Source organism: Pseudoalteromonas sp. APM04, from assembly GCF_022809815.1.
Lineage (GTDB): Bacteria > Pseudomonadota > Gammaproteobacteria > Enterobacterales > Alteromonadaceae > Pseudoalteromonas > Pseudoalteromonas marina.
Genome location: NZ_CP094441.1, coordinates 2565449 through 2579563, shown reverse-complemented (window position 1 = coordinate 2579563; position 14115 = coordinate 2565449). Strand labels below are relative to the sequence as shown.

The window sequence follows — 14115 nt, the reverse complement described above, 5'->3', positions numbered from 1 at the left end:
CGTGTTAGAGCAACCCTCTGAGCAAGCAAAGCGCGCTAACTTATTTATAGCTCTGCGCCCCGATGGCATGGTTGAAATAACCTGCCACCGCTCTGAAATGGGCCAGCAAATTCGTACCGCCATTGCCCAAATTGTGGCAGACGAAATGGAAGCCGCGTGGGATAAAGTGGTTGTTATTCAAGGTAAGGGCGACCCTAAATACGGGGATCAAAATACTGATGGTTCGCGCAGTATTCGCTACAACATGCAGCGCCTGCGCGAAATGGGCGCAAGCGTACGTTATATGATGCAGCACGCAGCTGCTAAATATTGGAAGGTTGACCCACAAACCTGTACAGCTAATCAGCACGTGGTTACCCACAGCTCGGGTAAAACCTTGGCTTATAAAGACCTAATCGACCTCGCGCTTGGTATTACCCCGCCAGAGCCTGACAAGTTAACACTTAAAACACGTAAAGAATGGCGTTATATAAATACCGGTATGGCGCACATAGATTTAACCGATTTAGTAACCGGTAAAGCCACATTTGCTGCCGATGTACGCGAACCAAAAGCGCTGGTGGCTATTATTGAGCGCCCGCCGGTAGTTGGTGGTGTGGTTAAATCGTTTGATGCCAGCGCCGCTAAAGCAATAAATGGCGTAGTTGATGTTATTGAAATGCCTGCACCAAAAGGCGCACCGCAATTTCAGCCAAAAGGCGGCATTGCTATTGTTGCTAAAAATACCTGGGCTGCATGGCAGGCGCGTAAAGCACTAAAAGTAGTGTGGGATGATGGTAAAAACGGCGATTATAATTCAGAAAACTTTAAAAAGTCGTTATTACAAACAGTAAGTGAGCCGCAAGCGCATGTGCGCGAAAAAGGCGATACCACCAACGTATTGGCTAAATCGAGCAATAAGTTAGTAGCAGACTACTATGCGCCGCACCTAGCTCAAGCACCTATGGAGCCACCTTGTGCCACTGCAATGTACAATAAAGACCGTGTAGATATTTGGGCTGCAACGCAAAACCCGCAAGCCGATATGAAAACTGTGGCCGCACTACTTGGTATGGACGAGAGTAAAATTAACGTACATGTCACCATGTTAGGTGGCGGATTTGGGCGTAAATCAAAACCTGATTTTTCGGCAGAAGCTGCTTACATTTCAATGAAAGTAGGACAACCTATTCGCGTTCAATGGACGCGAGAGGATGATATTCAGCACAGTTTTTATCATGCGGTATCGGCTCAACATATTGAAGCGTCATTAGATGAAAAAGGTAATATTGAAGCTTACTTACATCGCACGGCGTTTTCGCCAATTATGTCGACCTTTCAAGAAGGGGCAACATCGCCTGCAGGTTTTGAACTGCGTTTAGGCTTTACCGATAACCCTATAAACTCACCTAACTTAAAGTTAGAAAATGGCGAAGCACCCGCTAAAACAAGAGTTGGCTGGATGCGTTCGGTATCAAATATTTTTCATGCTTTTGCTATTCAGTCATTTATTGCTGAAGCGGCGCACAAAGCAGGGCGCGACCAAAAAGACTATTTACTTGAAACCATAGGCCCTGATCGCATTTTAGATGTAACCGAGCAAAATGCCTCGTACGATAACTATGGCGCCGATAAAGACGTTTACCCATTAGATATTGGTAAATTACGCCATGTTATTGAAAAAGTGGCTGAGATAAGTAAATGGGGCCGAAAGCTGCCAAAAGGTCGCGGGTTAGGTATTGCAGCACACCGTAGCTTTTTAACGTATGTGGCAACAGTGGTTGAGGTAGAGGTATCGGACGCTGGTGATTTAAACGTGATTAAATCGTGGGTGGCTATTGATGCGGGTACGGTAGTAAACACCGATACCGTTAAAAACCAAACGCAAGGTGGTTCTATTTACGGTATTACCACTGCTATTAGCGACGGTATTACCTTTGATAAAGGTCGCGTACAGCAAAGTAATTTTCATGATTACCGCGTACCGCGTATGAGCGATTCACCTTTAGAGGTAGAAGTAGAAATAATACAAAGCGATGCGCCACCAGCTGGTGTAGGCGAGCCCGCAACGCCGGTTTACGCCCCTGCATTGTGTAATGCTATTTTTGCTGCCTGTGGTAAACGCATTAGGCAACTGCCTATAGGTAACCAATTAAAAGCGTAAATAACGTCCTTTTTTAGCCGTTAAACAAAAAAACCGCCAAATGGCGGTTTTTTTAGAAGTTAGCGATTAGTGAGTTTTTTCAAACTCATCTACTTCGCGCTCTGCTTCTTCTTTAGATTTACCATACTGCTGCTGAATTTTACCCACTAGCTCTGTACGGCTACCTTCAATTTTGTCTAAATCGTCGTCAGTAAGATCGCCCCATTTTTGTTGCGCCTTACCTTTAAGTTCGTTCCAATTACCTTTCATACGATCGCTGTTCATAAGTTTATCCTTACTTTAGGTTAGTGAATTGACTGTCAGTTATAAAGTAGCAAGCCTTGTACCAAGAGATAATAATGAATTTATTGTTCTTATTATTAGTTGGTTATATTTTTATGTTAGGTAGTATTGTTTTTGGTGTTGAGTTTTTATTAAAAATTATACATAGCAGTCTGTAATTATTTCTTAATTTTACTATTAAATATTTTATCTGATTTTATTTTTAAAAACATAATGTTAGGAGGGGTAGGTATAATTACCTATTTACTAATGGCTTATATAGGTCAATAGTTCTACTTGAAGTATCTATGCAGTATGTATGAAGTATATACAATTAACCTCTAGGATTATTAGTATGAACAAAATGAATAAACATATATTCACTTTTAGTGCGCTTACCATATTAACCGCGTGTGGTGGTTCTGAGCAAAAAGAGCAGCCAATACTCGATGCTGTTAATTCATCGGTTGAGTCTGTTTCACCTAAGCTTGTTGTAACCCAAGGTGTGATCACGGGCTTTGGCAGTATTTATGTTGATGGTGTTAAGTACAATACAGACACAAGTAACATAATGAAAAATGGTTTAAGCACTCAATTAAGCGCGCTTAGTGTTGGTATGAAAATTAGTTTTTCAGCACAAGAAAATGATTCAGGCGAATGGATTGCCCAAGATGTTGAATACGATACCGAAATTGAAGGCACTATACAAAGTATTGACCGCAGCACAGGCCAACTACTGATAGCTAATACGGTTGTCTATTATAACGACCTAACTCACTTTATTGATACGTCAGAGGCGCTCATTAGTGTGGGTCAAAGGGTTGAAATAAGTGGTTACCCGCAAGCAGATGGTACTTTTTTAGCATCGTACATTGAGGCCGATACGGATGTAAATAATGACGATCATGAATACACGGCAGGCATTGTGTCGAATTTAGATGAAGCCGCATTACAGTTTACTATTAACAATGTAGTGATTGACTACAGCTCAGCCGTACTTGATGGCTTATTGACAAACGATACCTACGTAAAAGTAGAGGGTAATTTACTTGGCGATGTTATGGTGGCAACAGAGGTTGATGCCAGAACAGTTGAAGAGTCATTAGATGTTGATGACGATAGCGTACTACGATACGAAATCGAGGGGTTAATTACGCAAATCAGCGCAACGTCTATGGGAGTTAATGGTCAAGTGTTTGACTTTGCTGATAATATTGACGTTGAAGGCACATTACTTAATGATTTAACCGTGGGTATGTTTGTTGAGGTTTACATTAATAACAATCAAGTCACTTCGGTTGAACTAAAACGCCCAGACTACTCGTCAGACGGAAAAGTAAAAGGCATTATTGAAGATATAGATTCTGTTAATAAAACGATTACTGTTAATGGTGTGGTATATGCAATTAACGAATTTAGCCGATATGAAGACGATGACGAGCAATACTTTAATTTTGATTCTTTAAATATTAACGATTACGTTGAGATAGCTTATTTGAACACGTCGCCGCTTTTAAGTGTTTTAAAAATAGAAAAAGAAGATCAAGACGAATATAACCAAGAATGGGAAATGAAAGGGCAGGTAACTGCTATTTTAAGCAATTCAATCACAGTTAACGGCGCTGAAATACAGCTAGATGCCAATGCAAAATACATTATTAATGATGTATTGGTTTCGTTAGAAACATTTTTAGCACAGCTTGTTGTGGGTGATCGTGTTGAAATTGAAGGTCAATACGATGCAAATAATGTGTTTGTACTTGGTAAAGTTGAACTTGAGAATGATGACGGTGATGACGGTGATGACGGTGATGACGGTGATGACGGTGATGACGGTGATGACGGTGATGACGGTGATGACGGTGATGACGGTGATGACGGCGACAATGGCGACCATATCGGTGGCTATGTTGAATTTGAAGGAACAGTCACTGAGCTTTTGACTGCAAACAGCTTTATGATTAATGGCTATGAAGTACGACTCTCTGCAAATGCAGAATTAGAGCTTAATGACCGAGATGTAAATTTAACAACCTTTATGGCGGCATTAACTGTTGGCAGTATTATCGAAATTGAAGGTCAATGGGTCGGTAATCAATACATACTTGCCTCTGAGGCTGAGCTAGAGTAATTAGATGTACTATAATAACTAAGCCACATTATTGTGGCTTTTTTAATGGCTGGGTGAAAATGCATAAAGACAAACTGATTTCTTTTACATTAATTTTGATCGTTATTTTTAAATTGATTGATTTATCAATAGATATTTTAAGCAATGTGGAACCTGTGCATATTTGGCAAGAGATCATGTTAATTGTGTTATCGCTAGCCTTGTTCGTTTATTTGATGATTGATATTCACAGGCGTAGTACCAATGAAAAGTTAAATTTGGCACAGTTAACGGTTTCGAAAGAAAATATTAGGCTGCTTAATCAGCAATTAGAAAATTCAAAAGTCGTATTTTTTAATGAAATTAAAATGCAGTTCCAAAAGTGGGGATTAACGGCGACTGAAAAAGAAATTGCACTATTGTTGATAAAAGGATTATCAACATCAGAAATTGCTAGCATTAGAAAAAAGTCAGAAAAAACTATAAGTAATCAATCATCTGCTATTTATAAAAAAGCAGACGTATCTGGGAGACATGAGCTGGCAGCCCTCTTTTTTGAGATGTTACTTTAAGAGATTTTAAAATTAGTAAGCTAAAATTTTCATTCATTGAGAGAGTCGATGAAAGTTAGTTACTATTTAATTTGATAGTGCTTTACGCCTATAGTCATCAAATACTAATAATATGAATCGCCGTCGCACGATTATTTTTTGTTACAATGCGTGCAAAGCAATTTTGGGTAAATAGCAGTGCTGCCGGTTCAAAACATATATCAACAACTCGTAACTACATTACAAAGTAACCCTATAATGTTATTACAAGCACCGCCTGGTGCGGGTAAATCAACCTGGTTGCCGCTACAGCTTATGCGCGACGGCCATTATAAACGTATTGTAATGCTGGAGCCGCGCCGCTTAGCTGCACGCAATATTGCCAATTACTTAGCGCAGTGCCAAAACGAAAATGTTGGGCAAAGCGTTGGCCTTCGTGTACGTGGCGAGAGTAAAGTAAGTAGCAACACGCGCCTTGAAATAGTCACCGAGGGCATGCTTACTCGCATGCTACAAAACGATCCAGAACTTAGCGATATTGATTTACTGATTTTTGATGAGTTTCATGAACGCTCAATTGCAGCCGATACCTCACTGGCCTTTGCTTTAGAAACCCAAAGTGCGCTGCGCGACGATTTAACCATACTACTTATGTCGGCCACCCTTGATACAGAGCGCTATACGCAATTTTTTGATTGCCCAGTTATACAATCAAGCGGGCGAAGCTACCCCATAGACGAAGTATATATACCAATAAAAGATGAAAGCCGCTGGCTTGATGCTATTGCACCTTTAATAAAACAAGCACTAAACGAGCAAAGCGGCAGTGCATTAGTATTTTTACCTGGGCAATTTGAAATATCACGCGTACAACAGGCCCTTAATGACTTGCCAAGTAACTGCCTAGTTGCCACGTTATTTGGCGAGCAAGATAAAGCCAATCAGCAAGCGGCGATTGCCCCTGCGCCTGAGGGCATGCGCAAAGTTGTGCTTACCACCAATGTAGCCGAAACCAGCTTAACCATTGAGGGCATTCGCATTGTTATTGATAGCGGTAAACGCCGCGCGGCCAGTTATAACTTAAAAACAGGCGTAACGGAGCTTACAACACAAAGTATATCGCGCTCCTCTGCCGTGCAGCGAGCAGGGCGTGCGGGGCGAATAGAACCAGGTGTGGTGTACAGGCTTGGCTCAAAGCAAACCTTTGAGCGACGTAACAGTCACGACAACCCCGAAATACTCACATCAGACATAAGCCAACTCATGCTTGAAGCAAAGCAGTGGGGCGCAAATATTAGCGAACTCACCTTGCTTGATACGCCAACAACGCAGCAATGCACACAAGCAATGAGCTTACTAACTATGCTTGAAGCCATCGACGGCAAAGGCAAGCTAACCAAATTGGGCAGTAACATGCTGGGTTTTGGGGCGGATATTCGCTTAGCGCATATGCTTTTAAAAGCGCAGGCGCTTGAGACAGAACTCCCTGGTATTTACCGTTTAGCACTTTATTTAGTGGCGCTGCTTGAGAGCCGAATAAACAGTGCCAACGAGCTAAGCTTGGCGCTACATAGCCAACAGCAAAGGCCACACCCAGTATTTAAACAGCAGTTAAAATACTGGCAAAGCCGTTTAAAAGTAACCGACAGTAACAGTGAGCTAAACACCGAGTATTTAGGTTTGCTGGTGGCATTAGCTTACCCCGATCGCATTGCAAAAAAACGCGGTAATGGCTACTTACTTGCCAATGGTGCGGGCGCTGATTTAAACACCGATTACTGGCATAACGATGACTACCTTGCTATTGCAAGCATGGGCGGCCATAAAGGCACGCGTATTTTTGCAGCCACCGCACTTAGCCCATTTGAGCTACAAGGTTACTTACCGCATTTGTTTACTTCGCTTACCCGCTGTGAGTTTGATGAAAAAACCGCGCGCTTTATTCATCAAGACGAAGTAAAGCTCGGCGCTATTACGCTTACAAGCCAACCAAGTAAGCAAAAGCTTGATAAAACCGAGCGCGCTAAAGCGTGGCTTAATTTATTTACCAAGCATGGTTTTGCATTATTTAATGAACAACCCGACGCGCAGCAATTATTAATACGCATGAGTTTAGCCAGTCAGTTTATGCCTGATACGTTCCCGGCAATAAGCGAGCAGCAACTTATCAAAACAGCTGATGATTGGTTAGGCGTATATTTACAGGATATAAAAACGCTGGAGCAGCTTAAAAAGTTTAACTACTTTGAAGCACTGCAAAATTGTTTTGACTGGACACAGCAAACAGCCCTAAAAACATTGTTACCGCTTAGGTTAACGGTACCGAGTGGCTCAAATATAAAAATTAATTACCAGTTAGATGGTCCCGCAAAACTTAGCGTGCGCATGCAAGAAGTGTATGGCTTAACAAGTACGCCAATGCTTGCAAATGGCAAGCTGCCACTGCTTATGGAATTACTCTCGCCAGGTAAGCGTTCTTTACAACTTACGCAAGATCTAGCGCACTTTTGGGCTAGTAGTTATCGCGATGTACAAAAAGAAATGAAGGGTCGTTACCCTAAACATTTTTGGCCCGACGACCCAGCCAACAGCGCGGCAACCAATAGAGTAAAAAGCAAAATGTAGGTTTATTAACTTAAAAATATTTGTTTTATTTTTGAGCATGTGAATATAGTGTACCTATAAATAAATCAATACTTTTAACTACAAGGAAGAAGTGATGAAACGACTATTTACATTTGGTTTGCTATTAGTAAGTACCTTTTTGGTTGATGCTGAAGAGGCACTGGACTTAAACAAATTTGCACAGCATTACTACAGCGCCATGACCGCAACGCAAGCGCCATGACCGCAACGCAAGCGCCTAACGCAAGTGAAAAAGAGCTTGAAGCCTACCTTAGCTTATTAACGGACGATGTTGGCAGTCAGCACATACCGTATCAAGTAGATGACTCTCGCACAGCAGAGGGTAAAAAACTAATGCGTAAGGGCATGAGTTTTTACTTAGGCGCGCACACCCACTATGAAAGTGAGCTACTCAATACTTTTATATTTAACGATAGCGGTTTTGCGATTCGTTATAAAAACCACGCTAAGGGCATTCATCCGCAAAGTAAGCAGCCAATCGAGTACACATCAGTAATGATGGAAGTAATAGAAGTTGAAAACGGTAAAGTGGCGATGATCCGTAAATATCATGAATAAAACCATGCATTTACTTTTTATTAATTAGCGTCTTTGAAAGTAGGGGTATTGATAAAAATATACTACGCTTTAATTATAAACTAGTACGTTATAGCTTTAGGTGTAGTAGATGCATGATTTAAAAATCAATATTCTTATTATTGATGACGACGAACTGCTGTTACGTGCGTTAATACGCACGCTTAACCGTTTATGCCCCAGTGCTCATGTGTGCACAGTTCAAGTTGCTACTCAATTTGAACAGCAAATAAATAACAACGCCTTACCTGATATTATTTTTTGTGATTCGATGATGCAACTTCCCACGGGGAAAAACGTTTTAGAACAAGCTAAAGAGCTCTGTCCATCTGCGCTAAGGTGTTTATTAACAGGTGATATGAGTGGGAATTACCAGCTACAATTAAATAATGTAATCCATTTTCACCTAGTTAAGCCTTTTGCTCAGTCACATTTAGAGAGCGTAATAAATAGTGCTATTGTTTTAAAAACACTTCCTATTAGCGGTGAGCATCGCATTATTTTAGGGCAACTCTCTGAGCTTCCGTTTTTAGGTGAGGTAACGCAAAACCTACTCAATGAACTCAATAAAAGCGAGCCTAATATTTCTATTTTAGAAAAAGATGTTAGGCACGACCCTTTACTGGCTGGTAAGGTTTTACAAATTGCTAATTCGGCTTTTATGGGGTTTGATAGTACTACCTCGAGTGTTAAAGAAGCGATTGTAAGGATTGGCTTAATAAACCTTAGAGCAATCGTGGTTTTTTCAGAGTTATCTCATCAGTTACTTAGTAAAAATAAACAAAAAGCAATTAATCACTTAATAGACAAAGGCTATAAAAAAGCAGAGTTATCGCAATCGTTAGCAAAATATATAAAGCAAGATCGCCAAACTCAATTACTCGCATGTGCTGTAGGGTTATTAAGTGTAATAGGTGAGTTAATTATAACGAGTGATCCTCATGGCGACTTAGATAACGAAGTTGTACCTAAGTTTTTGTTAAGTGCTTATTTACTGGCACTTTGGGGGTTTGAACAAAAAATAGTCGATGCGCAATTGATTGATGAATTACCCTCAAAAAAAAGCATATCATTAACCGTGATTCACATGATTGTTGAACATGTGTTTTGCAATAATGCGTTTAACTTTAATCTTGAAGAGTTTGATTTTATAGATGACTTAGCGCTATTTCCCGACATAGAGCAATGGTGGTTAAGTAAATAAGGATAAAACATGAAAGGCATAATTTTTAGAGGCTTAGAGGCACTGGTTATTGAAAAGTGCGGTATGGCGGCATGGGATGAGTTACTTGAAAAAAACGCCCCTGATGGCCGTGTGTATATTTCTGCGCAAAGTTACCCAGATGAAGAGATAATTGGTTTAGCCCAGGATGTAGCGACAGCCCTATCGATGACTATGCCCGAAGTATTAAAAGCATTTGGTGAGTATTTGTTTGGCCACTTAAACAGAAGCCACCCAACGGTTGCGAAAGGCTTTAATAGTTTTGCAGAGTTAATAATGGGGATTGATAAGGTCATTCATGTTGAAGTCGCTAAGCTATACCATGAACCAAACCTACCAGAAATAGAGTCTAAACTGATTGAAGATGGATTTATTTTAATGCATTACCGTTCTAAAAGGCAGTTATGTATGTGCGCAGAAGGGCTTATTTATGGTGCGGCTTCGCACTACGGTATTGATGTTTCTTTAAACCATGTTGAATGTATGCATGACGGCTGCGACAAGTGCGTTATTGAAGTGAAGTATGAGGCTTTAAATGGCTGAAGACGACTATAACTACAAAAAAGCGTATTTGCGTGAAAAAGCGGCAAGAGATCAGTTAGAAGTTTTACTTGAAGATAAAACACGTAAGTTATTTTGCACTAATCAAGAGTTAAAAGAAAAGCTGAGCATGCTAAAAAGCCAGCAGGTAACCATAATGCAAACCGATAAAATGGCAACACTCGGTACGTTATCGGCAGGCGTAGCACATGAAATAAATAACCCGCTTGCTTATGTAATGAGTAATGTAGAAAGCATTAAGTACTTTAAACCAACACTTCATTCATTAATGCAGATATCTAAGCAGTTCATAGATAAGTCTATCTCGGCTTCAGAGCTTGAAGCACAATTGGTTAAGCTCGACCAAGAAACGAATATAGATTTTATTTTAGAAGATTTAGATGAACTGCTCGGCGACACTCATGAGGGACTTCAACGTATCGCTGCCATAGTAAATAATTTGCTTAACTTTGCCAGACCGAAAAATAACTTATTGGCTATGGCTGATATTACTGAGTCATTAAATGGTGCCATTAAGTTACTCGCCAATCAGCTAAAAAGTTGTCAGGTGGAATGTGATTATGAAGAGCTGCCATTGAGTTATTGTAATTTATCGGCAATTAACCAAGTGTTTGTAAATATATTGCTAAATGCAAAGTATGCGTGTGATTTAGTTGATGGCAAGCAAGGTAAAATAGTCATCAAGTTATTTTCAGACGAAAAAAATATTTATATTGAAATTGCAGATAATGGCTGTGGAATGGACGAGCAAACTAAAAGCCATATTTTTGAACCTTTCTATACAACAAAACCAGTAGGGAAGGGAACGGGGATGGGAATGGCCATCGTTTATAACGTGCTAAAAGAGCATAATGGTTCAATTGAGGTAGAAAGTGAGCTTGGCGAAGGTACGCTAATGCGCTGTACTATGCCAATAACATTAATGCCGGAATCATCGTTAAACTAATTATATTGGCGCAGAATAAACCCAAGCACACTTAAAAAACTATAGATAAGCGCTATTTATAAAATGAATTAAGCTACTTCACACCCTAGGGCCTAATAATGACATTAAGATTTTTTGTAATAATAGGTACTTTAATTTTAATGTGCTTTGTGACTAGTTTATTGGTTAGCTATCGATACTTTTTTACGTTACCAACTATAAATGAAAACATTAAAGACTACCAAAATAGAGAGCTATTGAGCCTAGAAATTGCTTTAAACAGAGAGTTTGTTTTCTTAAAAACCCTAAATTACGATTATGCGGTGTGGGATGACTCTTACGATTACATGACGAGCTTTGATAAAGACTATATTGAGTCAAATTATGTGGACGATACCTTTAAATCACTCAAAATAGATGGTGTATTTATTTACGACATGAACTTTAAACAAGTTTATGGGCATACTTTTGATTACATTCAGGAACAATCCTTTGAGCTGCCAGAATTTGATCTAAATACTCATTTACCTAACCGTACTATCCTACCTTATAAAAAAAATACGTCAGAACGCTTCGGTTTTTTAAGAACAGAGCATGGCCCTGTTATGTTTGCATCGCACGTAATTCAACGAACAAATAAAACAGGAGAGCCTGTTGGTAGTATTGTTTTTATTAAAAAAGTAAGGAAATCACAAGTTGCTATGATGGCAGAAGTAGCACAAGTAAAACTTAGCTACTCAATAATAAATGACGATAGCGCAACACAAAATTTACTTGTTTTAAATGGTGGAATCCAAAATGAGGGAATAGCCACTGAGCGACAAAGAATATTGCTAGACATAAATGGTAACCCATTACTGACAATGAATATTGAGCATCACCATCAAAGGTTGCCTGTATTATTTGACTTGTATTTAGTTATTATTTTAATAATGTTTTTTGTAGCCTCTATTATAGGTTTTTTTGTTGTTAATCGTTTTTTTATTACACCATTAATTAATGGTGCATCGGCAATCAATTTGATGTTACTTAAAAATGACCTTCAACCGCTTCATTTTAAAAATCAGTTTTTAGAAATGCGTGTACTTATAAATGGTTTTAATTCCTTAATAAAAGAGGTCAAAAAACAAAACGAACAACTTGAAAAAATAAGTAAAGTAGACGAGCTAACGCAAATTTATAACCGACGTGCCTTTGAAGAAATTTACACATTACAATGGCATGATGCCCACAATCAAAAAACAACGTTGGGATTAATGCTAATTGATGTTGATTACTTTAAGTTGTACAACGACTGTTATGGTCATCAAGAAGGAGATAGTGCCTTACAAGCACTATGTGGTGTTTTAAAAGAAACCTCTCAATCAAATAATGGTATAGCAGCACGCTATGGAGGTGAGGAATTTATACTGCTGTTTAACCAGCTTTCGTTTGAGCAATTTGAACTAATATCTCAACAATTACGAAAAAATGTAAATGCGCTTAAATTACCTCACAAAGGCTCTAAAGTAAGTGATGTTTTAACTATAAGTGTAGGCTGTGCTTTTGCAACGGCAAAGGCTATGGATAATGAAAGCATCACATCCAAATCATTAATCAAAGATGCAGACGTTATGCTGTACGAGGCAAAAAACACCGGAAGAGATAGAGCCTTAATTAAATCAATATAATTAAACCACCATCGCGAATTGTTACTATTAATGCTAAAAGTTTAATACATATTACGTTGCGCTAAACTTCTTTTCCTCCATGTTGCTCGGCTAAATCATCAAGCTCGGCAATGGTATAATCGAAGCCTGTTTCGTCGTAATCGTAGCTTACTTTTACGCTATCACCTCCATTAAAAAGACGTGTTTTAACATCGTTCACTGGCCAGTTTTTTAACTCATGTAAAAAACGGTTGGCCACTTGCGATGATTCAAAACGATAACTAATTTCTGTTTTCATGTATGAGTCTCTGGCTGTTTAACCCCCGTAGTTTGTGCAATTTTGAACGTTAGTCAAGTTTCGATTACAAAAAATAAAAGGAAAAAATGTAAATTTTGTGTTTCAATTAATGCATTAAACTAAGTAGGCAATTGCTTACTTAAACCAAAATATCATGGCGATTTAACATGCATTATAAATTAGTTTTGATAGTAAGCTCAGTCTTTTTTCTTAGTGCCTGCGGTGGTTCTGGCTCAGATGATACCCCAACCGTTAATGGTAACAAGCTTCCTTCTTTAACCCTGTCGGGCTTACCCAGTGATATCACAAAAAGCCAAACTATTGAGCTAAAAGCAACAGCAAGCGATGCTGACGGCAGCATCGCAAGTGTAATTTGGCAACAAACTTCGGGGCCTACGGTGTTAAGTGAGCCAGTAAACGCAAGCTCAGTTAGCGTTAAATTGGCTGATGCACTAACTAACACGCCTTCAGAGTATGCGTTTAATGTTACCGCGACCGATAACGAAGGGGCCACTACCGTTAAAACGGTCAATTTTTTTGCCCGCAATAGCATGGATGCATTTTCTGCAGCTCGGTTGTTGCATCAAGGAAGCATGGGGCCAACGCTTGTAGAAATACAAAACGCGCAAGGCCAAAGTGAGCTGCAATGGCTTGATGCCCAACTGGCATTGCCCATTAACTATCATCGTGACTATATGGTGTTTACTAATGATGATGAAGATTTTAGGTATATAAGCCGAATAGACGCGTGGTGGAAAGCCGTAATGCAAAGCGACGATCAACTACGCCAGCGCGTGGCCTTTGCGCTGAGTGAAATACTTGTAGTGTCTGATCTCAATAACGATTTACGCTCTCAGCCTGAGGGCATGGTGACATATTATGATTTATTGCTTACTCATGCATTTGGTAATTTTCGTGATTTACTTGAGGCGGTAACTTTATCGCCAATCATGGGCACTTATCTTAGCCATTTGGGTAACGAAAAGGCCGATGATGCACTTAATATTCGCCCCGATGAAAACTATGCCCGTGAGGTTATGCAATTATTTACTATCGGGCTTGATGAGCTAAACCAAGACGGTACCGTTAAATTAGACGCTAACGGTAATACTATTGCAACGTATGGCCAAGCAGAAATAGAAGGGTTTGCTCGTGTATTTACAGGGTTGAATC

Annotated in this window: 10 protein-coding genes and 2 pseudogenes; 10 read left to right on the top strand and 2 right to left on the bottom strand. The window is 39.6% G+C overall.

The features are described 5' to 3' along the window. Position 1: 1 nt before the first annotated feature. Positions 2–2143: a molybdopterin cofactor-binding domain-containing protein gene (locus MTP24_RS11895; protein ID WP_347814584.1), complete on the top strand. Its 2142-nt coding sequence runs from the start codon at positions 2–4 to the stop codon at positions 2141–2143. 66 nt (positions 2144–2209) lie between these two features. On the opposite strand, the gene MTP24_RS11890 is transcribed toward MTP24_RS11895, so the two are convergent. Beyond that, positions 2210–2407 carry a CsbD family protein gene (locus MTP24_RS11890; protein WP_002958133.1) on the bottom strand — a complete coding sequence of 66 codons (198 nt, stop codon included), beginning with the start codon at positions 2405–2407 and terminating at the stop codon, positions 2210–2212. A 352-nt stretch (positions 2408–2759) separates the two neighbouring features. On the opposite strand from MTP24_RS11890, the gene MTP24_RS11885 reads away from it, so the two are divergent. The 8 genes and pseudogenes from MTP24_RS11885 (at position 2760) to MTP24_RS11850 (ending at position 12665) form a co-directional block, all read left to right on the top strand. After that, positions 2760–4535 carry a DUF5666 domain-containing protein gene (locus MTP24_RS11885; RefSeq protein WP_243531372.1) on the top strand — a complete coding sequence of 592 codons (1776 nt, stop codon included), beginning with the start codon at positions 2760–2762 and terminating at the stop codon, positions 4533–4535. A gap of 59 nt (positions 4536–4594) precedes the next feature. Continuing rightward, the gene (locus tag MTP24_RS11880; protein ID WP_008132348.1) at positions 4595–5086 is read left to right on the top strand and encodes a LuxR C-terminal-related transcriptional regulator; all 492 of its coding nucleotides are present in this window, start codon (positions 4595–4597) and stop codon (positions 5084–5086) included. A 177-nt stretch (positions 5087–5263) separates the two neighbouring features. Further along, the gene (hrpB, locus tag MTP24_RS11875) at positions 5264–7690 is read left to right on the top strand and encodes an ATP-dependent helicase HrpB (protein WP_243531371.1); all 2427 of its coding nucleotides are present in this window, start codon (positions 5264–5266) and stop codon (positions 7688–7690) included. Between the two features lie 94 nt (positions 7691–7784). Continuing rightward, positions 7785–8269 (top strand): annotated as a pseudogene (locus MTP24_RS11870) (nuclear transport factor 2 family protein). 109 nt (positions 8270–8378) lie between these two features. Then, positions 8379–9491: an HDOD domain-containing protein gene (locus tag MTP24_RS11865; protein ID WP_243531369.1), complete on the top strand. Its 1113-nt coding sequence runs from the start codon at positions 8379–8381 to the stop codon at positions 9489–9491. A 9-nt stretch (positions 9492–9500) separates the two neighbouring features. Continuing rightward, positions 9501–10052 carry a heme NO-binding domain-containing protein gene (locus MTP24_RS11860; protein ID WP_006791471.1) on the top strand — a complete coding sequence of 184 codons (552 nt, stop codon included), beginning with the start codon at positions 9501–9503 and terminating at the stop codon, positions 10050–10052. Next, positions 10045–11016 (top strand): ATP-binding protein, encoded by a 972-nt coding sequence (locus tag MTP24_RS11855; protein WP_243531367.1) that lies wholly within the window; start codon positions 10045–10047, stop codon positions 11014–11016. The genes MTP24_RS11860 and MTP24_RS11855 overlap by 8 nt, the downstream gene beginning before the upstream one ends. 98 nt (positions 11017–11114) lie before the next feature. Further along, positions 11115–12665, top strand: coding sequence for a diguanylate cyclase (locus tag MTP24_RS11850; protein ID WP_243531366.1), 1551 nt, complete (start codon positions 11115–11117; stop codon positions 12663–12665). A 61-nt stretch (positions 12666–12726) separates the two neighbouring features. Here the strand turns inward: MTP24_RS11850 and MTP24_RS11845 are convergent, their stop codons facing one another. After that, positions 12727–12942 carry a hypothetical protein gene (locus MTP24_RS11845; protein ID WP_006791468.1) on the bottom strand — a complete coding sequence of 72 codons (216 nt, stop codon included), beginning with the start codon at positions 12940–12942 and terminating at the stop codon, positions 12727–12729. Between the two features lie 167 nt (positions 12943–13109). Between MTP24_RS11845 and MTP24_RS11840 the strand changes: the two are divergent. Then, positions 13110–14108, top strand: a pseudogene (locus MTP24_RS11840) (DUF1800 family protein); the annotation flags it as partial. Positions 14109–14115: the final 7 nt, after the last annotated feature.

What these genes read in the sequence shown, in the direction of transcription:
- MTP24_RS11890 (WP_002958133.1), bottom strand. Translation starts at nt 2,407, where the DNA reads ATGAACAGCGATCGTATGAAAGGTAATTGGAACGAACTTAAAGGTAAG.
- MTP24_RS11885 (WP_243531372.1), top strand. Translation starts at nt 2,760, where the DNA reads ATGAACAAAATGAATAAACATATATTCACTTTTAGTGCGCTTACCATA.
- MTP24_RS11880 (WP_008132348.1), top strand. Translation starts at nt 4,595, where the DNA reads ATGCATAAAGACAAACTGATTTCTTTTACATTAATTTTGATCGTTATT.
- MTP24_RS11865 (WP_243531369.1), top strand. Translation starts at nt 8,379, where the DNA reads ATGCATGATTTAAAAATCAATATTCTTATTATTGATGACGACGAACTG.
- MTP24_RS11860 (WP_006791471.1), top strand. Translation starts at nt 9,501, where the DNA reads ATGAAAGGCATAATTTTTAGAGGCTTAGAGGCACTGGTTATTGAAAAG.
- MTP24_RS11855 (WP_243531367.1), top strand. Translation starts at nt 10,045, where the DNA reads ATGGCTGAAGACGACTATAACTACAAAAAAGCGTATTTGCGTGAAAAA.
- MTP24_RS11850 (WP_243531366.1), top strand. Translation starts at nt 11,115, where the DNA reads ATGACATTAAGATTTTTTGTAATAATAGGTACTTTAATTTTAATGTGC.
- MTP24_RS11845 (WP_006791468.1), bottom strand. Translation starts at nt 12,942, where the DNA reads ATGAAAACAGAAATTAGTTATCGTTTTGAATCATCGCAAGTGGCCAAC.